We start from the raw sequence: 19,969 nt of genomic DNA on the forward strand, positions 1-19,969 counted from the left end.
GCTATGGTATGCAAAAGCATAGAGACTTTTATATGCTTGGAAGACTGGTTGTGCACCAGTATTGGAATAGCTGATGCTAAGTTAAGCAGTGTCAGCAAGTTAAAACCGATTTTTTCGTTGCGACTTGGTGTATTGCTCATTTAGAATACGCAACATTAAATGAATGTGCATGTGGCAACTCATGTTCGTGTCAGACTTGCTAAATGACATTGCAACAGCCCATAGCATCAATAGCTTAAAGTTAGTAAGTTTGGAGTGAGCCAATCATGGCCTATTATTCTACGAACGATTTCAAGTCTGGCCTGAAGGTTATGCTTGATGGTAACCCATGTTCAATCATGGAAAACGAATACGTTAAACCAGGTAAAGGCCAGGCGTTCAACCGTGTTAAATTACGTAACCTTCGCAGTGGTAAAGTTTTGGAAAAAACTTTTAAATCTGGTGATTCTCTAGAAGCTGCAGACATCGTAGAAGTAGAAATGGAATACTTGTACAACGATGGCGAAATGTGGAACTTCATGGATCCTGTAACTTTCGAACAGATCGCTGCTGATAAAACAGCAATGGGCGATGCTGCAAAATGGTTAAAAGACGATTCAAATGAAAAATGTACTATCATGTTGTGGAATGGCGTACCTTTAACAGTAAGCCCACCAAACTTTGTAGTATTAAAAATTGTTGAAACTGATCCGGGTGTTCGTGGCGATACTTCTGGCGGTGGCGGTAAACCAGCGAAACTTGAAACAGGTGCAGTAGTACGTGTTCCATTATTCGTTCAGCAAGAAGAAAGCGTTCGCGTAGACACCCGTACTGGTGACTATTTAGAACGTGCATAATGGTCGGAAAATAGACTATTATCAAAGGGGATGACTAAAATCGTCCCTTTTTTTATGCCAAAGTCTTAGAGGAATTCGAAAGGAACAAGCGTAAAGTCGCAAGGGAAAACAGCAGTACCTCGAATAAAAAAATCACGCTGATTTATATGCTTCACAAAATGAGGGATTGAATGGAAACTTTACAACAGAAGTCAACCATGACTTCGAAAATCATCTGGCTCCTGGTAGCCATAGTCGGGGCAGTCTCCTTCGGGATACTTGCACTCAGTCGTGGTGAGCATGTGAATGCAGTCTGGCTGGTACTGGCCGCAGCCTGTGTGTATAGCATCGCTTACCGTTTCTACAGTTTATTTATTGCCAATAAAGTTTTTGAACTGAACGCACGCCGTTTAACGCCTGCCCATCGTCTGGGTGATGGTCTGGATTATGTGCCGACCAATAAAAGTGTGTTATTCGGTCACCATTTTGCCGCGATTGCCGGTGCGGGTCCTTTAGTCGGTCCAATCCTTGCAGCACAGATGGGTTACTTGCCGGGCACGATCTGGCTACTGGTCGGTGTGGTACTGGCAGGTGCGGTACAGGACTTCCTGGTATTGTTTATTTCTACTCGTCGTGACGGCCGTTCACTGGGTGAAATGGCGAAACAGGAACTGGGTACCTTTGCCGGTATTATCGTGATGCTCGGTGCGCTGGGTGTGATGATCATCATCCTAGCAGTATTGGCGCTAGTCGTTGTTAAAGCACTGACCAACAGTCCATGGGGCGTATTCAGTATTGCCGCTACGATTCCGATCGCCATCTTCATGGGTATCTACATGCGATTTATCCGTCCGGGTAAAATTGCAGAAGTTTCGATCATTGGTTTCGTATTGATGATGCTTGGCATTATCTATGGTGAAAACGTTGCACAGCATCCCTACTGGGGACAGTTGTTCACTTTAACTGGTACTGAACTGACTTGGGCTTTGATCATTTATGGTTTTATTGCATCGGTATTGCCCGTCTGGTTATTACTTGCACCGCGTGACTATTTATCTACCTTCCTGAAAATTGGTGTGATTGCCGGTCTGGCGATTGGCATTCTGTTCGCGATGCCGGAAATGAAGTTGCCAGCGATTACCAAATTTGTCGATGGTACAGGCCCAGTATTCGCGGGTTCAATGTTCCCATTCCTGTTTATTACCATTGCCTGCGGTGCGATTTCCGGTTTCCACGCACTGGTTTCTTCAGGAACAACACCGAAACTGGTCAACAACGAACGCGATATCCGGATAATCGGCTATGGCGGTATGCTGATGGAATCCTTTGTAGCGATCATGGCTTTGATCTGTGCCGCGATTCTTGATCCAGGTGTGTACTTTGCGATTAACTCACCAGCAGCACTACTAGGTACAACCGTAGATACTGCGGCTGAAGCAGTACGTAATCTTGGTTTTGTGGTAACACCTGAAGCACTGACATTGCTGGCACAGGAAGTAGGTGAAAATTCGATTCTGTCACGTACGGGTGGTGCACCAACTTTCGCGATTGGTATGGCGCATATCATTACCGAAATCTTTAACAGTCGTGAAATGATGGCCTTCTGGTATCACTTTGCAATTCTGTTTGAAGCTTTATTCATTCTGACCGCAGTAGATGCGGGTACTCGTGCTTGTCGCTTCATGGTTCAGGACACAGTTGGTATCGTGATTCCTGCGGTAAAACAATCTCATAACTTCTTCGGTAATATGCTGGGTACAGCCGTTGCTGTTGCGGGTTGGGGCTTCTTCGTTTATCAAGGTGTCGTTGATCCATTAGGCGGTATTAACAGCTTATGGCCACTGTTCGGTATTGGTAACCAGATTCTGGCTGCAATGGCATTGATTCTGGGTACAGTCATCCTGTTCAAGATGAAGAAAGAGAAATATGTGTGGGTAACCATTGTTCCAACCGTATTCCTGTTTATTACTTCAATGACGGCTGGCTGGCAGAAGATTTTCCATGAAAATCCGAAAATCGGTTTCTTGGCACAGGCAGAGCGTTTCAATACGGCAATTGCGAATAATGAAATTCTGGCACCAGCGAAAACCCTGGCTGAAATGCAGACTGTTGCAATGTCGAACCAGATCAACGCAGCACTTTGTGGCTTCTTTATGATTGTGGCGTTTGTAATGCTATTTGCTGCAATTGGCGTAATCCGTCGAGCCCTGGCGAGCCCGGTACCAACAGTAAATGAAGCAGAAGCAGTATATGGCGATCCTGAAGAAATTCAGCCTGCAAAAGGACATTAAGGAGCAGCGCATGAACTTGAAGTTTGCTAAAGGTGGAAAAGCGGTTATCTATAAAATCATCAAGATGACCGTGATGTCACAAAAAGACCTGATCCTGAACCCGAAAAACTGGTCACGGATTGCGACATTGTGGCAGCGTTTACAGCAGAGTTTCCGCCTGATGGTGGGTGTGCCTGATTATCAGACCTATTTGGCGCATATGAAAAAGCACCATCCTGATCTGGAAGCGATGGACCCTAAAACATTTTATCGTCACTGTGTAGATTCTCGTTATCCATCTGCCGGTGGAGAGATGAAGAAGTGTCCATGCTAATGCATGAATAAAATGAGCGCCTTTCGGGGCGCTTTTTTATGGGAAAATTTTAGGATTCAAACAAGATAAAACAAAATCATGATCTATTTTGACATTGGGAATTTAAATTTTTAAAAGTCTCTATCTTTTAGGTATAAGTTCAGATCTCAAAGATTTTTAATAGCTGGTTATTTCTAATAAATATGCCAATCAAAATGCAACTTATCTAAACTTTAATCTTAAAGCTTCAATTAGTTCTTATAGCAAATCTAATCATGTAAAATTCCCAATTTATTCCGTAGAAATAAAGCCGGCAGATGACTGATCTTTGGGGAATTTTAAAAAACAGTGTATGTTAATCCTACAGCATGTTTTATTAGGGAAAATATTGTGATCTGGGGCATGAAACAAAAAGAAAAGCTGGATATTGCGCACGATAATGATGAGCTTGAACAGAAGCTGGCTGATTATGCACCCAAGATTCAAAAATTTTTCGAAGAAATTAATGCGATTGTTCTGGATAAACATGCACAGACCAGATTAGCACTATGCTGTCTGATTGCAGGCGGGCATGTTTTGTTTGAAGATTTACCTGGTTTGGGCAAGACAACATTGGCAAGCAGCCTAGCCCATCTCGCAGGACTGAAATTTCATCGGATCCAGTTTACCAATGACATGCTGGCTAGTGATGTGATTGGTATCAATATGTTTAACCAGAAAGAACATCAGTTCGAGTTTAAACAGGGACCTATTTTTACCCAGATTTTGCTGGCAGATGAAATTAACCGTTCCAGTCCCAAAACTCAGAGTGCCTTGCTGGAAGCGATGGAAGAAGGCTATACCACTGTGGATGGGATACGTTATGCCTTGCCTAAACCATTTTGGGTAATCGCAACCCAAAACCCGTTATTTCAAAGTGGCACTTATGCCTTGCCTGAATCTCAGCTAGACCGTTTTTTAATGCGCCTGTCTTTGGGTTATCCATCCCGTCATGCTGAAAAACTTTTATTACAGCAAGAATCTCGTTTTGCTTTGATCGCTAGCTTGGCACATGTATTTACTGAAAATGAAGTGCTGGAATTACAGCAGTTGACCCAGCAGATTTTTATCAGTGAAACGGTCCAGGAATATATGCTGGATCTTGCGGAAGAAACTCGCAAGAAACGCCAAGGCTTATCAACACGAGGTTTGCTGGCGCTTAAACGTGCAGCACAGGCCAATGCCATCATTCAGCAACGTAGCTTTGTAACTCCAGACGATGTGCAAGCCGTTTTTGTGGCAGTCGCCGCCCATCGTCTGGGACTGAGCGATGCAGAAACATTAAATGTGATGCAACAGGTTGCAGTCAGTTAAAGGAGTCCGCTCTTGGATAAAACCTGGCAAAACTGGCTGGCGAAACGTTTTCAATTTTCACAGCAAAAACAGCTTTCCCAAAAGGATGTACTGGTCTTTATTTATCAGCAGGGTTATCTATATCTGGTTCTGATTTTTATCACCTTTATTGCTGGCGTGAATTATGCCAATAACCTGATCTTAGGTTTCTGCTTTCTGATCAGTGCAGTGCTATGTGTCAGCTTCTATCTGACCTTTAAACAGTTGCATGATCTGGATATTGAAATGGTTGCTGAAGACGTCGGACAGGTGGGTGATGCACTCAATTTGCATTTTTATTTTCAGCAAGCCACAGCCCGGCCGCGTTATCTGTATATTAAGGCCGGCAATCAGCTGGAGAAAGTTTATCTGACTGAACAAAAGCAGCATTGGGTGCTGCCATTTTATGCAGAACGTCGCGGTAAATTTGAGTATCCGGTGATTCAGATCTATTCAGTCTATCCTTTTGGTCTGGTTCGAGCATGGACCTACCTTTATCATCATCAGTTTGCCTGGGTGGCACCCAAAGCCCAAAATAACACTTCGGAAAACAAGATTTATCAAAATAGCTTTGAACCGGATATGGATGAGTTCCGTGAATTACGAAATTATCAATCTGGAGACTCATTGCAGGCGGTTTCCTGGAAACAGTTTGCACGTGGGCAAGGCTTATATGTCAAAGTCTTTGAACAGTATCAGGATGAACATAGCATTGAGATTCATTATGAACATATGCCTAGCCAGTCGCATGAGGAGAAACTGGGCTTGATGATGGGACTGATTGAGCAATGTGAGCAGCAGCAATGTGCATATGCGTTACATTTACCACAGGTAGAATTGCCGCAGGGAGCAGGTGAAGAACAGTTACGTAAGGCTAAACAATTATTGGCTCAGGCATAACGGGTGAATCTATGATTGATGGAAAAATCCGAATTTCGATCGTCTTGACCCTAGGCTTGATCATCCTTGCCCAAGTAGCTTTCATCCCGGTGCTGCTCAGCATTATCTTTGTCATTAGCCTACTGTGTATCTGGATTTTTCTTAAACGGCAAAAGCCATTTCCTAAAATAGGGACTTTTCTACTCACTGGTTTGGCATTAGGTAGTATTTATCTCAGCCACCAAAGTTTTATTGGAGTGGAGGCAGGTGTTGCAGTTCTTTCCACTTTTTTATTTGCCAAATTACTGGAAACGAAAAACCGGCGGGATCTGATTATCCTGTTTAATTTTGCGCTTTTTGTTGCGGCCAGTTCATTTCTATATAGCCAGTCTTTTGGTATGGCTGTTGTGATTATTCTATGCTTGTTGAGCTGTCTAATTGGTTTATACCGGATTCAGACCAGTGAGTTTCAGCAGAGTCAGCAATCACCACGTATAGCCTTGCAGCAAGATGCCAAATATGTTGGCAGCTTTGTGCTTTATGCTCTGCCGTTTTTTATTTTGTTATTCATCTTCTTTCCGCGTTTGCCACCGCTTTGGCATATCCCGATTCCAGAAAATAAAGGCGTGACCGGGATCGGTGACAGTATGTCACCGGGAGATATTGCTGAATTATCTCAATCTAATGCTTTGGCTTTCCGGATTATTGGTGATGTTAGTAAACTGCCGCCACGTTCAGAATTGTATTGGCGGGCATTAGTTTTAGATGAGTATGATGGACAGCGCTGGACCAGTAGCTTTATTAATCAGCAGCCTTTAATCCGTCAGCCTGGAGAAGTTGTTCCAGTATCCCCATCAGGGTGGAATTACCAATATTTGGCTGCTGATCCTTCTGTGTTCTGGGTGATGGGGCTGGAAAAATCGATGCCTTTGGAACGCCGTTATTATAATCGTCAGGATTGGAGTATCGTACCAAGGCGTTTGACCCAAAGGGTAGAACCGATTCATCTGCAATGGCTAGGTAGTCAAAATACTGAAAGTATTTTACCGGAGCAATTTGTTCAGCGACTGAATACCCAGACTCAAGTCCATTTGGATACTCAGGCACAACAGTTGGCACAGCGTTTATATCTACAAAGTGGGGAGGATCCGCGACGTTATATCCGAACAGTCTTGAACTGGTACCAGCAAAATCATTTTGTATATACCCTGAAACCAGGTGTACTCGGCAAAAACCGGATTGATGAATTTCTGTTTAAATCCCGACAGGGTTTTTGTGAACACTATGCTTCCAGTTTTGTGATGCTGATGCGATATGTGGGAATTCCGGCACGTGTGGTCACAGGTTATCAAGGTGGACAATTGGCACCCGATGGGAAAAGTTGGGAGGTTCGTCAGTTGGATGCCCATGCCTGGACAGAAGTCTGGATTGACCAAAGATGGCAGCGTTTTGATCCTACCGCAATGGTAGCCCCGCAACGTATTGATGATGGGATGCAAAATTTAATCTCGCAAGATGAGCGAGTATGGGCAAGTAATTCTGGTTGGACATCACAGCGTAATGTATGGCTGACCAAACTAAGAGTCTGGAGTGATTATGCAAGTTACCAATGGCAAAGTAAGGTCGTGGGCTATAATGCTGAATCTCAACAAGGCTGGTTAGCGAAGTTAGGTCTAAGTTCAGTTTATTCCAGTGTGATCATTCTCATATCCGGTATTGGCATACTCATATTGCTTTATATTATAAAAATCTACCTTAAAGCTCGACAATTACAGTCACCCTTTGATTACTCCATTCAGCAATTTAATCAGACTTTAAAAAAAGATTTAGAAAGACAACCTGCAGAGACTTTTCACCAATGGATGTTAAGGCTATCTCAGCAAGTTCAGGATAAAGATCAGCCTGTATTTTTTGAAGCAATCAGACTATTTGAAAAATCAATTTATTCTGGTAGGGAATTCTCAGACCAAGATCTGAAACAATTCAAAGATTTGCTTAAAACTTGTACGTATATATTGAAAATTAAATGAAAAGGCTTGTCTTAGGATCGAAAAATTTATAATATGCCAAGCATTCTAGGTGTATAGCTCAGTTGGTTAGAGCGCTACGTTGACATCGTAGAGGTCTCCAGTTCGAGTCTGGATATACCTACCAAGATTCAAAACTAATGTTATAAGGGTTTTAAGCGAAAACAGTAGCTTAAAACCCTTTTTTTATGCCTACAGTAAAAAGTACCTTTATCCGCATTATCTTTAAAATTACTGCTTTTTACCGATTATAAGGCTTAAATTACGTCATGAAACTATTTAAGTTAAGCTAAGAAAAAGCAAAAGACAGGGCTTCCAAATATTCATTTTTATGACACGCGACATGAAGCACTCAACCCTTTGTGAATAATTAGAAATTATCGATTGATGTGCTGGCCCTGATCACTGGGCGTATATCAAGGTGCTTGTAAATACTTACTACATCCGGGATCGAAGATTTTGCTAACATGTTAGAGGCAGCATACGAAAAGCCTTATTCAGTTAATGGGGTAGGGTAACTATGTGGGTAGTGAGGCTGAGGATTGGTGTGTGATACGAGATTGTTAATCTTCAGTTATTGTAAAGTGATGAATTATTAGGTCAGTATTATTTGTATCATATATTATAGAAACTAATACATCATATATAGTAGTTAGCTCATCTAGGCTATTGAAAGCGCTCTTTCTATTTATACGCTTATACATATCAAAAGTATTTTTTTGAACTTCTTCAGCATGGTTAATTTTTTCTTTAGTGGGTGTAATTAACTTTCGAATATCACCTTCTATTACTTCGCTATTCTGATCGAGTGATTTGATAGACCCTTACGACAATTCTAATATTTTTTGTAAGTTATTTATTTTTAATACGTTTTATCCAAAGCTATGAGTAACATATTAAGGCATTGTATTTTTAATTCAAATTTTCTTTGTTCATCTGCACGATCTTCCTATTTTTTTTTGCAATTTTTATCTGTTCAATTATTTGTCTATAATCAAAAATTGCAGACTTAGCGCTAATATGCCTATCAGAATCTGAATCTGTCCTGAATTGCTCTTAGCCCCTGTCGAAAAACTAACTAAATAATTCAGCATAAAATAGACTTCTTGCGTTAGTCAAAATTTAAACAGCCCAAAGCTACATTTTATAAGGTTTTAGCTAATTCAAAAATTAGGTAAAACGATACTTTCGCAAGAGGTCTAATAAGTCCTTATTGTAAGTTAATCAGCATTCTACCCAAATTTAATTAGAAGATTCTTATTAGGGTGTGTTGACACTTTTAGCTTAAAAAATAGCGAAGTAGTAAAATCAAATCGCCAAACCCAATTTTACTATTCGCTATGCCTCGTACCATGCTGACAGATCAACACTGGCAAAAGTTGAAAACTATTTTGCGTAATTTATCTATTCATCACAACTCAAACTTACGTAATTTTATTGAAGCTATTCTCTATAGAATTAGAACAGGCTGTCCGTGGCGAGATATTCCTTCCTATTTCGGTCAATCAAACTCTATTTTCAAACGTTTTAATCGTTGGTCAAGCAGCGGTAAGTTGCTTAGATTATTCAAATTATTAGCATCATGCCCCGATATGGAGTGGATTTTTATTGATGGCTCTCACGTACGTGCTCATCAACATTCTGCCGGTATAGCGAATCAATCCATTTCTAAAAGTGTAGGAGGAAACTCCTCAAAAATACATTTGATTGTTGATGCAAATGGCAATCCTGTTGATTTCATGATTACCGATGGAACCACACATGACGTCAAAGTTGCACCTGATTTAATATCAACATTAGACTTAAAAGAGACAAAAGTGGTCTGCGCAGATAAAGGCTATGATTCAGAACCACTGCGTGAACAGATCAGAAAAACAGGGACAAAAGCGAATATACCAAAGAAAATAAATAGCCAATCGAACAATGATCATATGGACTGGTATTTATATAAAATCAGGCATTTAGTTGAAAATATGTTTTGTAGATTAAAGCAATTTAGAGGAATAGCTACTCGATATGACAAGCTCAAAAGAAATTATCAAAGTTCTGTTGCCTTAGCCTGTATATTTTTATGGCTACCTTTATAGGTTTAATTATGAACAGTAAATGTCAACAGACCCTAATTAAACCAACGTACTGGCATCATCTAAAGCCTATTAAACCAATAAAACCAATTTTTTATTTGAATTACGGTAGATACATTTCCAGTGTTTGTAAAGGTAATTAAAAAAATGCACATAATTTAAACTGAAGAAAGAGTAGAAAGGTGACTATTATTTAGGTTGTCTTAAGCCTTCAGGATCAACTATCAATTTATCAGGTGCAGATCATAAATTTCGATAGGAAAGCACAGATCTGTTTCAATTCGCTTTTTAACCCATACTTATGGAAATTACGGTCATTGATAATTTATTTTCATGATACCCAACATGTAGATAAAAATTGATGGCAAAAAACTGAATTAAGCACACTTTAAGTTTATAGGTGAATTTGTTTGATTTTTAATTTAAGTAATTGAATTGTAATGCTTAAATTATATTTTTTGGTAAAATTAAGCAAAATTCGCAAATTAACCTTCTAATGCAAAAATCACATGGTTTGGCAATGTGCCAATTCGAAAAAAGGTTCATTTTCACGTAGAATACTGCTGTCGGTGAATCACACTGACGATCTATACGAATTTTTTAGGCAAAGTTGAATATGTATTGATATTCCTTTGACTGAGGTGCAACCAGCACCACTACTTTCAAAGTTTATTTAAGTAACCGGTTCGCTGAAATTAGGCCAAAAGCCTGATGATCAGAAACTCAATCCAAAGCAAGGGGCTATATATGGCTGGTGGAAAGTCAACAATCATTTACACACTGACCGACGAGGCGCCATTATTGGCGACTTACTCTCTACTGCCGATCATTGAGACCTTTACTAAGCCGGCGGGCGTTGAGATTGTTAAGACAGACATCTCTGTAGCCGCACGCGTACTTGCAGAATTCGCAGACTATCTAAGCGATGAGCAGAAAGTTTCAGATAACCTGGCAGAATTAGGTCGTCTTACCCAAGATCCAGATACTAATATCATTAAACTCCCTAATATTAGTGCATCTGTTGCTCAGTTGACGTCATGTATTAAAGAACTTCAGTCTAAGGGCTATGCACTGCCTGACTATCCAGAAAACCCGACTACTGAAGAAGAAAAAGCAATTAAAGCGCGTTATAGCAAGTGCTTAGGTTCAGCAGTGAACCCGGTACTTCGTGAAGGTAACTCTGACCGTCGTGCGCCGACAGCAGTGAAAAACTACGCGAAAAAACACCCACATTCTATGGGTGAATGGAAACCTTGGTCACAAACTCACGTTTCACACATGCAAGAAGGCGACTTCTACCATGGTGAAAAGTCTATGACTTTAGACCGTGCGCGTAATGTGAAAATGGAACTGATTACCAAGTCTGGTGAAACTATCGTTCTTAAGCCAAAAGTTGCGCTTCAAGATGGCGAAATCATCGACTCAATGTTCATGAGCAAAAAAGCACTTTGCGACTTCTATGAAAAAGAATTAGAAGATTGTAAAGAAGCTGGCATTCTGTTCTCTTTACACGTTAAAGCGACCATGATGAAAGTGTCACACCCGATCGTATTCGGTCACTGTGTGCGTATTTACTACAAAGATGCATTTGAGAAACACGGTAAACTGTTCGACGAGCTAGGCATTAACGTAAATAACGGTATGGCTGGTCTTTACGAAAAAATCGAATCTTTACCGACTTCTTTACGTGAAGAAATCATTGAAGATCTTCACGCATGTCAAGAACACCGTCCAGCACTTGCGATGGTTGATTCAGCAAAAGGTATTACTAACTTCCATTCTCCAAACGACGTGATTGTAGATGCTTCTATGCCTGCAATGATCCGTACTGGCGGTAAAATGTGGGGTGCTGATGGTAAACCTTACGACTGTAAAGCAGTCATGCCTGAATCTACTTTCGCACGTATTTACCAGGAAATGATCAACTTCTGTAAATGGAATGGTAACTTCGACCCACGTACTATGGGTACAGTTCCTAACGTTGGTCTGATGGCTCAAAAAGCTGAAGAATACGGTTCTCACGACAAGACTTTCGAAATTCCAGAAGCTGGTGTTGCGAACATCACTGACCTTGAAACAGGTAAAGTGTTGATGTCTCAAAACGTGGAAGAAGGCGATATCTGGCGTATGTGCCAGGTGAAAGACGCACCGATCCGCGACTGGGTGAAACTGGCTGTGACTCGTGCACGTAACTCTGGCATGCCTGCTATCTTCTGGCTTGACCCGTACCGTCCACACGAAAACGAACTGATCAAAAAAGTTCAAACATACCTGAAAGACCACGATACTGAAGGCCTGGACATTCAAATCATGTCTCAAGTACGTGCAATGCGTTACACACTTGAACGTGTTGCTCGCGGTCTGGATACTATTTCTGTAACTGGTAACATCCTGCGTGATTACCTGACTGACTTGTTCCCAATCATGGAACTGGGTACTTCTGCGAAAATGCTGTCTATCGTGCCTTTAATGGCAGGTGGCGGTATGTACGAAACTGGTGCTGGTGGTTCTGCACCTAAACACGTACAACAGTTGGTAGAAGAAAACCACTTACGTTGGGATTCTCTAGGGGAGTTCTTGGCATTGGCTGTTTCTCTGGAAGAAATGGGCATTAAAGAAAACAATGCACGTGCGAAACTGCTTGCGAAAACACTGGATGCTGCGACTGGAAAATTGCTTGACAATGACAAGTCTCCATCACGTCGTACTGGCGAGCTAGACAACCGTGGCAGCCACTTCTACCTAGCTAAATTCTGGGCTGAAGAACTTGTAGCGCAAGACGAAGATGCAGAATTGAAAGCGAAATTTGCACCGATCGCTCAGTCTCTTGCTGAAAATGAAGAGAAGATCGTAAGCGAATTGAATGCAGTTCAAGGCCAATCTGTAGATATCGGTGGTTACTATGCAGTTGATCCTGCGAAAGTAAATGCTGTAATGCGTCCAAGTGCTACATTGAACCAAATCATTGAATCACTAAACGCTTAATCAGACTGTACTAGCTTTAAAGCTCGTAAAGTGAATAAAACCGGTGCTTAGGCGCCGGTTTTTTATTGTTTTTAGATATACATTTAGATAAGAAATGAAGAAAAGACATTCCAGTTAAGTTTCTGATCTATCATCATTTGATTAAATGATCGAGATGATTAAAAAATAATTCTGAACTTGTTATATTGATTTAAAGTATAAACGCTATATTAAAAAAGGTTTTATTGACCTGGGTAGGGTAGAGCCATGAGTAATCAGATATTCATACAGCAGACTTTTGATGGTCCGGTGGATATTATTGGCGATATTCATGGTGAGATCGACGCGCTACAACAATTGTTAGAAGTATTGGGCTACGATCTGCAAGGTCGTCATTCTGAACAGCGTAAACTGATTTTTGTCGGGGATCTGTGTGATCGTGGACCAGACAGTATCGCTGTCATCAGACAGGTTAAAACCTTAATAGAAAATGGCAATGCGCAATGCATTCTAGGTAATCATGAAATCAACTTGTTAACCGATACGCTACGGGAAGGCAATGGCTGGTTTTTTGGTTCACCGCATCAGGATGATCTCAAAACTTTTGATTCAGTTCAGGCTTCAATTCAGGATCGTGCATGGATTCTAGAATTTCTAAACAGCCTGCCTTTGGCTCTAGATGCACCCCATTTAAGAATTGTGCATGCTTGCTGGGATACGCAGGCAATTCAACAATTGAAATCTGTTCCTTTTAATTCAATCAGACAGGCTTATGATTATTTTGTCCTGAAAAATGAGCTTGAGTTGCAGACGTTAGGCTTTGATGAATATATCCAGAGTGAACAGCAGCAATACCAAGGACAATTCAAGGATCCAGCAGCTAGCATTCCCTTATTAAAATATATCGCTGAGAAAGAGTTACGCGACCAGATGCAAAATCCGATTCGTACCTTAAGCTCAGGCGCAGAGAAAATTGCGCAACGTCCAGTCTATGCAGGGGGACGCTGGCGCATGATTGATCGTTTGCCATGGTGGGAGTGTTATACAGATACGATACCTGTCGTGATTGGCCATTATTGGCGAAACTTTAAAACCACCGAAGAAAAATCCGGTCTGTTTAAGCATATTGATGCCCTGCAATGGTTTGGACAGCAGCAGAATGTATTCTGTGTGGACTATTCAGTAGGCAGGCGTTATCGTGACCGACAGCAACAGGCTGAGTATGCTCATCATCTTGGGGCTTTAAGACTGCCTGAAAATCTGGTGATTTTTGAAGATGACCAGCAGTATTTCACTCAAAAAATGACGTAAAAAAAGCAGCCACGAAGACTGCTTTTTTAATGAAATTAGCGGATCATTCCACTTCTACAATTTCAAAATCGTGGGTGATTTCGACACCACCATCAGACAGCATTTTGCTGGCAGAGCAGTATTTCTCAGCAGAAAGCTCTACCGCTTTAGCGACTTGTTTCTCTTTGATGCCTTTACCGCTGACCACAAAGTGTAGATGGATTTTGGTAAATACTGCAGGAATTGTATCGGCGCGTTCTGCTTTTAATTCACAGCGAACATCAGTAATTTCCTGACGTGCTTTCTTTAAAATTGTCACAATGTCAAAAGAAGCACAACCGCCCAGACCGGTTAAAATCAGTTCCATTGGGCGAGGACCACGGTTTTCACCGCCATATTCAGGTGAACCATCCATGATGATACTGTGACCACTTTGAGTTTTTGCTTCAAAAGCAACATTCTCTAGCCAATGAACACTCGTTTGCATTGCAACTACCTAAAAAAAGCTATAAATTTACGAAGTAACTGTACACTAACATAAATTGGGTTGATAAGGAATTTCAATCCCACTGTGTGACAAGTTGACATTAGGTCTTGTGCGATCTATAAATTATCCATATTCGGAACTGTAAGCATGACTTCAAACTTTTCACAATTAAGCACAGACGCACTTTCGCCGGGGCAACTACCTGTATCAGTGAAAGCGTTATTAAAACGTGCATATATCAATCGCTATCCAAAACGTACCACGATCGTGGATGCAGGGTCAGAATCTAAATCTCTGTATTTAATTCTGAAGGGGTCTGTGTCTATCATTCTTCGTGAAGATGATGAACGTGAGATTGTGGTAGCTTATTTAAATGCGGGAGACTTCTTTGGGGAAATGGGTCTTTTCGAAGCAAATCCACAGCGTACTGCGGAAGTGCGTACTCGTGATGTCTGTGAAATTGCTGAAATTACCTATGAAAACTTTCATGAAATTAGCAAACAATATCCAGACCTAAGCTATGCAGTTTTTGCCCAGCTGGTTCGCCGTCTGAAAAATACCACACGTAAAGTGACTGACCTGGCATTTATTGATGTATCTGGTCGTATTGCGCGTTGTCTGATTGACCTGTCATCTCAGCCAGAAGCGATGATCTTGCCAAATGGTCGTCAAATCCGTATTACCCGTCAGGAAATCGGCCGTATTGTAGGCTGTTCACGTGAAATGGTCGGTCGTGTTCTAAAAACTCTAGAAGAACAGGGCATGATTGAAACCGATGGTAAGGCGATTCTGATTTTTGATGCATCGCTGGAAGAACCTGAAGCACTGGGTGCTGGCGAGTTCGAAGACGAATAAGCCAAAAGCACGATAAAAAGCAAATCTTCGGGTTTGCTTTTTTTATTCCTGTTTAAAAATTTCAGCCTGATTTAGAACATAACAAATTGGCACAAGCTTGTTAGAAAAGATGATTTAAGTCCGTCTTATAATTCCGATAGGCTATAGCACACTTGCTCTTGATAAATAACAGATAAACTTAAAGGACATTTTTATGCAATTCAGACCATTGGCGGATACGGGAATCTTATTGCCAGAAATCTGTTTGGGCACCATGACTTTTGGTGAGCAAAATACTCAGGAAGAGGCTTTTCAGCAATTAGACTATGCCTTGGATCAAGGTTTATATTTCTGGGATACCGCAGAAATGTATCCAGTGCCACCTAAGGCAGAAACGCAGGGTGCAACTGAACGCATTATTGGTAACTGGATTGCTTCACGCGGTGGTCGTGACAAACTGTTTTTAGCTTCGAAAATTGCGGGTCCGTCGCAAGGTGGGAGCCATATCCGTGATGGTCAGACTAAGTTCGTGGCTTCGGAAATTGCATCAGCAATTGATAATTCATTGTCACGTTTGCAAACTGATTATATCGATCTGTACCAATTGCACTGGCCACAGCGTGCGACTAATTTCTTTGGCAAGCTGGGTTATGGCAATGCAGAAGCTGCAGATGATTGTGCCGTAACGAATCTGGAAGAAACCCTGACGGCTTTGCATGACGAAATTAAGAAGGGTCGTATCCGTTATATTGGCCTGTCGAATGAAACCCCTTGGGGCACCATGAAGTTCCTGCATCTGGCAGAGAAACTGGGACTGTCCAAATTTGTTAGCGTGCAAAATCCATATAGCCTACTGAATCGTACTTATGAAATTGGCATGTCGGAAATTGCCAAATATGAAGGTGTGGGTTTGTTGGCTTATTCACCGCTGGCATTTGGTTATCTGACTGGTAAATTCCGCAATGGTGCACGTCCAGCCAATGCACGTGTGACTTTATTCTCTCGTTTTAGCCGTTATAGCAATCCGGAAAGCGAGTGGGCCGTCGAGCAATATGCACAACTGGCTGAGCAGCATGGCCTGACATTAACCCAGTTGTCACTGGCTTTCATTAAACAGCAGTTCTTCGTGACCAGTACCATTATCGGTGCGACCAATCTGGATCAGCTCAAAGAAAACATTCAGGCGTTTGACGTGAATCTGTCTGAAGAAGTCTTGCAGGGCATTGAAGTGATTCACCGTCAGCAGCCCAATCCGGCACCATAATCGTTTAATTGTTCTCTTTAAATGCCCTCCAAGTGAGGGTATTTATTGTTTCAATAAAGGATCAAATTTAATGATAAACAATATAGCAAGAAAAGGATAAAGGCAGCATAATCAAAACAAGATTCATCAATAGAATTTGACAAAAATGAATAATGAAACGGATATTTCTAAATCCCAAGTATTAGCTATAGCAATATTCAATCTCGCTGAACAGTTGCAATTGCAAGAATTTGAGCTTGCATTAGTTCTGGATCTATCTAAAGCAGAATTATCGTCAATCATAAATCAAAAAGAATTAGAACCAGATACTACCGCAGGTAAAAGAGCAATAACTTTAATCAATATCTATCAGGCATTATTTAGTCTGACTGGTGGAGACTTGAGCTGGATGCGCCAGTTTATCAATTCGCCTAACAAGCTTTTGGATGAGCAAACGCCAAGATCCTTGATACAAACAGAACATGGTTTGAGTGCAGTATTGCGATTACTAGGACGCTTGCAACCGCACTAAAAGTCTTTCTCTATTTTCTACCCAGCCGAAAAATAGCAGAGTCAATTAAATCAGATATTAATTATTGATCTTCACTTTAAAAATTCTACTTTCGCTCACTTGAAATATTTTCCTGGAATACCAATATTAATACTGATAACTCTGTCCATTATTAAATTAAGTTTTTGAAAAATAAATAAAAAAATTATTTGAAATTTTATTTCCAGCACCCATATATTTATCAAGTAGAAAATTTGTTGTGAGGAATAACAAGAATGCGTTTTGAGAAATTTACTAATCGCTTACAGCAAACCCTTTCCGATGCGCAATCTCTGGCAATGAGCAAGGATCATGCTGCCATTGAAGGGATTCACATCTTGTCCACCTTGATGGAAGAAGCATCGAATGTGAGCTTGCTGCAACAGGCAGGAGCGAACCTGCGTGAACTGCAAAGCAAAGTACAAACTGCGCTAAATAATGTAGCTACGCTCGGTAATCCCTCTGCCGATATCAATATCAGTCAGGAAGCAGCCAAAGCCCTGCATCTTGCGGACAGTTATGCACAGAAAGCAGGAGATGAGTTCCTGTCCACTGACTGGGTATTACTGGCACTTGCAGAAACGGGTGCCACCAAAACCTTATTAAACAGTGTTGGCGTAAAAACAGAAACTTTACGACAGGTTATTAATCAAATTCGAGGCGATGAAAAAGTCATGAGCAATAATCATGAAGATCAACGGGACTCACTGAATAAATATACGATTGATTTAACTGAACGTGCCATGGCAGGCAAACTTGACCCGGTGATTGGTCGTGATGATGAAATCCGTCGTACGATTCAGGTGCTGTCACGCCGTACCAAAAACAACCCGGTACTGATCGGTGAGCCAGGTGTCGGTAAAACTGCGATTGTCGAAGGTCTGGCACAACGTATTGTCAATGGTGAAGTTCCAGAAGGACTGAAAGGCAAACGCGTTCTGTCATTGGACTTGGGTTCATTGTTAGCTGGTGCCAAATATCGTGGTGAGTTCGAGGAACGTCTAAAAGCTGTTCTGAAAGATCTGGCTAAACATGAAGGCGAAATCATCCTGTTCATTGACGAGCTGCATACATTGGTCGGTGCCGGTAAAGGTGATGGTGCTATGGATGCGGGTAACATGCTGAAACCTGCATTAGCGCGCGGTGAATTACGCTGTGTCGGTGCAACGACTCTGGATGAATACCGTCAGTACATTGAAAAAGATGCAGCCTTAGAGCGTCGTTTCCAGAAAGTGCTGGTGGATGAGCCAAGCGTGGAAGACACCATTGCGATCCTGCGTGGTCTGAAAGACCGTTATGCGACTCACCATGGTGTGCAGATTCTGGACTCAGCAATTATTGCTGCGGCGAAAATGTCACATCGTTACATCACTGACCGTCAATTGCCGGATAAAGCCATTGACCTGATTGATGAAGCAGCATCCCGTATCAAAATGGAGCTGGATTCTAAACCTGAAGCACTGGATAAACTCGAACGCCGTCTGATTCAGCTGAAGATGCAGCTTGAAGCGGTGAAAAAAGATGCAGATTCTGGTGCGCAGGGTGAAGTGAAACACTTGGAAGAGCAGATTGCCACTGTAGAGAAAGAGTACAGCGAACTGGAAGAAATCTGGCGTGCCGATAAAGCGCTGGTAGCAGGCAACAAAGACATTCAGGTGAAACTGGATCAGGCTCGCATTGCTCTGGAAAAAGCCCAGCGTGAAGGTGATCTGGCTGAAGCAGCACGTTATCAGTATGGTGTAATTCCGGAGCTGCAAAAACAGCTGGAACGCATTGAAGGGGCTGAAGAAAGCGAAGCACCAAAACTGCTACGTGACAAAGTCACTGACAATGAGATCGCTGAAGTAGTCAGTGCTGCGACCGGTATTCCTGTAGCAAAAATGCTGCAAGGTGAGCGTGATAAACTGCTGCATATGGAAGACTTCCTGCACAATCGTGTTGTTGGTCAGGAAGAAGCTGTAGTGGCTGTATCTAATGCTGTACGTCGCTCACGTGCTGGCTTGTCAGATCCAAACCGTCCAAGTGGTTCATTCCTGTTCTTGGGCCCAACAGGTGTGGGTAAAACAGAATTGACCAAAGCCTTGGCGAACTTCCTGTTCGACAGTGACGATGCCATGATCCGAATTGACATGTCCGAATTTATGGAAAAACATTCGGTGAGCCGCTTGGTCGGTGCACCTCCGGGCTATGTCGGTTATGAAGAAGGTGGTGTGCTGACTGAAGCGGTGCGCCGTAAACCATATAGCGTGGTGTTATTCGATGAAGTCGAAAAAGCGCATCCGGATGTGTTCAACATTCTGCTGCAAGTGCTGGATGACGGCCGTCTGACCGACTCGCAAGGCCGTGTGGTGGACTTTAAAAATACCGTGATTGTGATGACTTCGAACCTGGGTTCACAAGATGTCCGTGAGCTGGGCGATCAAGCAACTCGTGAAGAAGTCCGTACTGTGGTGATGAATGCGGTATCGGAACATTTCCGTCCAGAGTTTATCAACCGTATTGATGAGCTAGTGGTGTTCCATGCACTGGAAAAAGACCAGATCCGTGGTATTGCTGATATCCAGTTGAACCGCTTGCGTCAACGTCTGGCAGAACGCGATATGCGTCTGTCTGTGGATGACAGTGCTTTCGATCAGTTAATCGAAGCTGGTTTCGATCCGTTGTATGGTGCGCGTCCATTAAAACGTGCGATCCAGCAACGTATTGAAAATGGCTTGGCACAAAGCATCCTGGCAGGTGAGTTTGGTCCTGGTGATACTATCGTCGTTCGTGGTGAAAGCGGCGAACTGGTCTTTGAAAAATTGAAACTCAGCTAATACCAGTTTTCCTCGCAACAAAAAAC

14 protein-coding genes and 1 tRNA gene are annotated in these 19,969 nt (G+C 41.9%); 14 read left to right on the plus strand and 1 reads right to left on the minus strand.

The window, feature by feature from the left end:
* Positions 1-266 precede the first annotated feature (266 nt).
* The 10 genes from efp (at position 267) to ACWM1W_RS05420 (ending at position 14,034) form a co-directional block, all read left to right on the plus strand.
* Entirely contained in the window at positions 267-836 is a 570-nt protein-coding gene (gene efp / locus ACWM1W_RS05375; RefSeq protein ID WP_004782608.1) for an elongation factor P, read from the plus strand.
* A gap of 170 nt (positions 837-1,006) precedes the next feature.
* Positions 1,007-3,106 carry a carbon starvation CstA family protein gene (locus ACWM1W_RS05380; RefSeq protein ID WP_005235012.1) on the plus strand — a complete coding sequence of 700 codons (2,100 nt, stop codon included), beginning with the start codon at positions 1,007-1,009 and terminating at the stop codon, positions 3,104-3,106.
* A gap of 10 nt (positions 3,107-3,116) precedes the next feature.
* Complete coding sequence (locus tag ACWM1W_RS05385) at positions 3,117-3,419, plus strand: YbdD/YjiX family protein (protein WP_104426300.1); 303 nt, start codon at positions 3,117-3,119, stop codon at positions 3,417-3,419.
* A gap of 381 nt (positions 3,420-3,800) precedes the next feature.
* Entirely contained in the window at positions 3,801-4,751 is a 951-nt protein-coding gene (locus tag ACWM1W_RS05390; protein WP_375725984.1) for an AAA family ATPase, read from the plus strand.
* Between the two features lie 12 nt (positions 4,752-4,763).
* Positions 4,764-5,669 carry a DUF58 domain-containing protein gene (locus ACWM1W_RS05395; protein ID WP_034170023.1) on the plus strand — a complete coding sequence of 302 codons (906 nt, stop codon included), beginning with the start codon at positions 4,764-4,766 and terminating at the stop codon, positions 5,667-5,669.
* A gap of 11 nt (positions 5,670-5,680) precedes the next feature.
* Entirely contained in the window at positions 5,681-7,678 is a 1,998-nt protein-coding gene (locus ACWM1W_RS05400) for a transglutaminase TgpA family protein (protein WP_375725983.1), read from the plus strand.
* A gap of 47 nt (positions 7,679-7,725) precedes the next feature.
* Positions 7,726-7,802, plus strand: a tRNA-Val gene (locus ACWM1W_RS05405).
* Between the two features lie 1,213 nt (positions 7,803-9,015).
* Complete coding sequence (locus ACWM1W_RS05410; RefSeq protein WP_261634917.1) at positions 9,016-9,762, plus strand: IS5 family transposase; 747 nt, start codon at positions 9,016-9,018, stop codon at positions 9,760-9,762.
* A 744-nt stretch (positions 9,763-10,506) separates the two neighbouring features.
* Positions 10,507-12,744 carry an NADP-dependent isocitrate dehydrogenase gene (locus tag ACWM1W_RS05415; RefSeq protein WP_461603309.1) on the plus strand — a complete coding sequence of 746 codons (2,238 nt, stop codon included), beginning with the start codon at positions 10,507-10,509 and terminating at the stop codon, positions 12,742-12,744.
* Between the two features lie 246 nt (positions 12,745-12,990).
* Positions 12,991-14,034 (plus strand): metallophosphoesterase, encoded by a 1,044-nt coding sequence (locus tag ACWM1W_RS05420; protein WP_034170010.1) that lies wholly within the window; start codon positions 12,991-12,993, stop codon positions 14,032-14,034.
* Positions 14,035-14,077: 43 nt separating this feature from the next.
* Here ACWM1W_RS05420 and ACWM1W_RS05425 read toward each other — a convergent pair whose 3' ends face one another.
* A complete protein-coding gene (locus tag ACWM1W_RS05425; RefSeq protein ID WP_004782528.1) occupies positions 14,078-14,500 on the minus strand; it encodes an OsmC family protein in 423 nt (140 codons plus the stop codon).
* 147 nt (positions 14,501-14,647) lie between these two features.
* On the opposite strand from ACWM1W_RS05425, the gene crp reads away from it, so the two are divergent.
* The 4 genes from crp (at position 14,648) to clpB (ending at position 19,943) form a co-directional block, all read left to right on the plus strand.
* Positions 14,648-15,355 carry a cAMP-activated global transcriptional regulator CRP gene (crp, locus tag ACWM1W_RS05430; RefSeq protein WP_005235028.1) on the plus strand — a complete coding sequence of 236 codons (708 nt, stop codon included), beginning with the start codon at positions 14,648-14,650 and terminating at the stop codon, positions 15,353-15,355.
* Between the two features lie 193 nt (positions 15,356-15,548).
* Positions 15,549-16,598, plus strand: a complete 1,050-nt coding sequence (locus ACWM1W_RS05435) for an NADP(H)-dependent aldo-keto reductase (RefSeq protein WP_214001389.1) — start codon at positions 15,549-15,551, stop codon at positions 16,596-16,598.
* Between the two features lie 145 nt (positions 16,599-16,743).
* Positions 16,744-17,109 (plus strand): MbcA/ParS/Xre antitoxin family protein, encoded by a 366-nt coding sequence (locus ACWM1W_RS05440; RefSeq protein ID WP_005235031.1) that lies wholly within the window; start codon positions 16,744-16,746, stop codon positions 17,107-17,109.
* 254 nt (positions 17,110-17,363) lie between these two features.
* Complete coding sequence (gene clpB / locus ACWM1W_RS05445; protein WP_175967300.1) at positions 17,364-19,943, plus strand: ATP-dependent chaperone ClpB; 2,580 nt, start codon at positions 17,364-17,366, stop codon at positions 19,941-19,943.
* Positions 19,944-19,969: the final 26 nt, after the last annotated feature.

This window comes from Acinetobacter sp. TW_SC_4, assembly GCF_054861205.1.

Bases quoted from the DNA above. Each gene is read 5' to 3' on its own strand.
- ACWM1W_RS05385 (WP_104426300.1), top strand. From the start codon at position 3,117: ATGAACTTGAAGTTTGCTAAAGGTGGAAAAGCGGTTATCTATAAAATC.
- ACWM1W_RS05400 (WP_375725983.1), top strand. From the start codon at position 5,681: ATGATTGATGGAAAAATCCGAATTTCGATCGTCTTGACCCTAGGCTTG.
- ACWM1W_RS05380 (WP_005235012.1), top strand. From the start codon at position 1,007: ATGGAAACTTTACAACAGAAGTCAACCATGACTTCGAAAATCATCTGG.
- ACWM1W_RS05420 (WP_034170010.1), top strand. From the start codon at position 12,991: ATGAGTAATCAGATATTCATACAGCAGACTTTTGATGGTCCGGTGGAT.
- ACWM1W_RS05410 (WP_261634917.1), top strand. From the start codon at position 9,016: ATGCCTCGTACCATGCTGACAGATCAACACTGGCAAAAGTTGAAAACT.
- ACWM1W_RS05415 (WP_461603309.1), top strand. From the start codon at position 10,507: ATGGCTGGTGGAAAGTCAACAATCATTTACACACTGACCGACGAGGCG.
- ACWM1W_RS05435 (WP_214001389.1), top strand. From the start codon at position 15,549: ATGCAATTCAGACCATTGGCGGATACGGGAATCTTATTGCCAGAAATC.
- ACWM1W_RS05440 (WP_005235031.1), top strand. From the start codon at position 16,744: ATGAATAATGAAACGGATATTTCTAAATCCCAAGTATTAGCTATAGCA.
- efp (WP_004782608.1), top strand. From the start codon at position 267: ATGGCCTATTATTCTACGAACGATTTCAAGTCTGGCCTGAAGGTTATG.
- clpB (WP_175967300.1), top strand. From the start codon at position 17,364: ATGCGTTTTGAGAAATTTACTAATCGCTTACAGCAAACCCTTTCCGAT.
- ACWM1W_RS05425 (WP_004782528.1), bottom strand. From the start codon at position 14,500: ATGCAAACGAGTGTTCATTGGCTAGAGAATGTTGCTTTTGAAGCAAAA.
- crp (WP_005235028.1), top strand. From the start codon at position 14,648: ATGACTTCAAACTTTTCACAATTAAGCACAGACGCACTTTCGCCGGGG.
- ACWM1W_RS05390 (WP_375725984.1), top strand. From the start codon at position 3,801: ATGAAACAAAAAGAAAAGCTGGATATTGCGCACGATAATGATGAGCTT.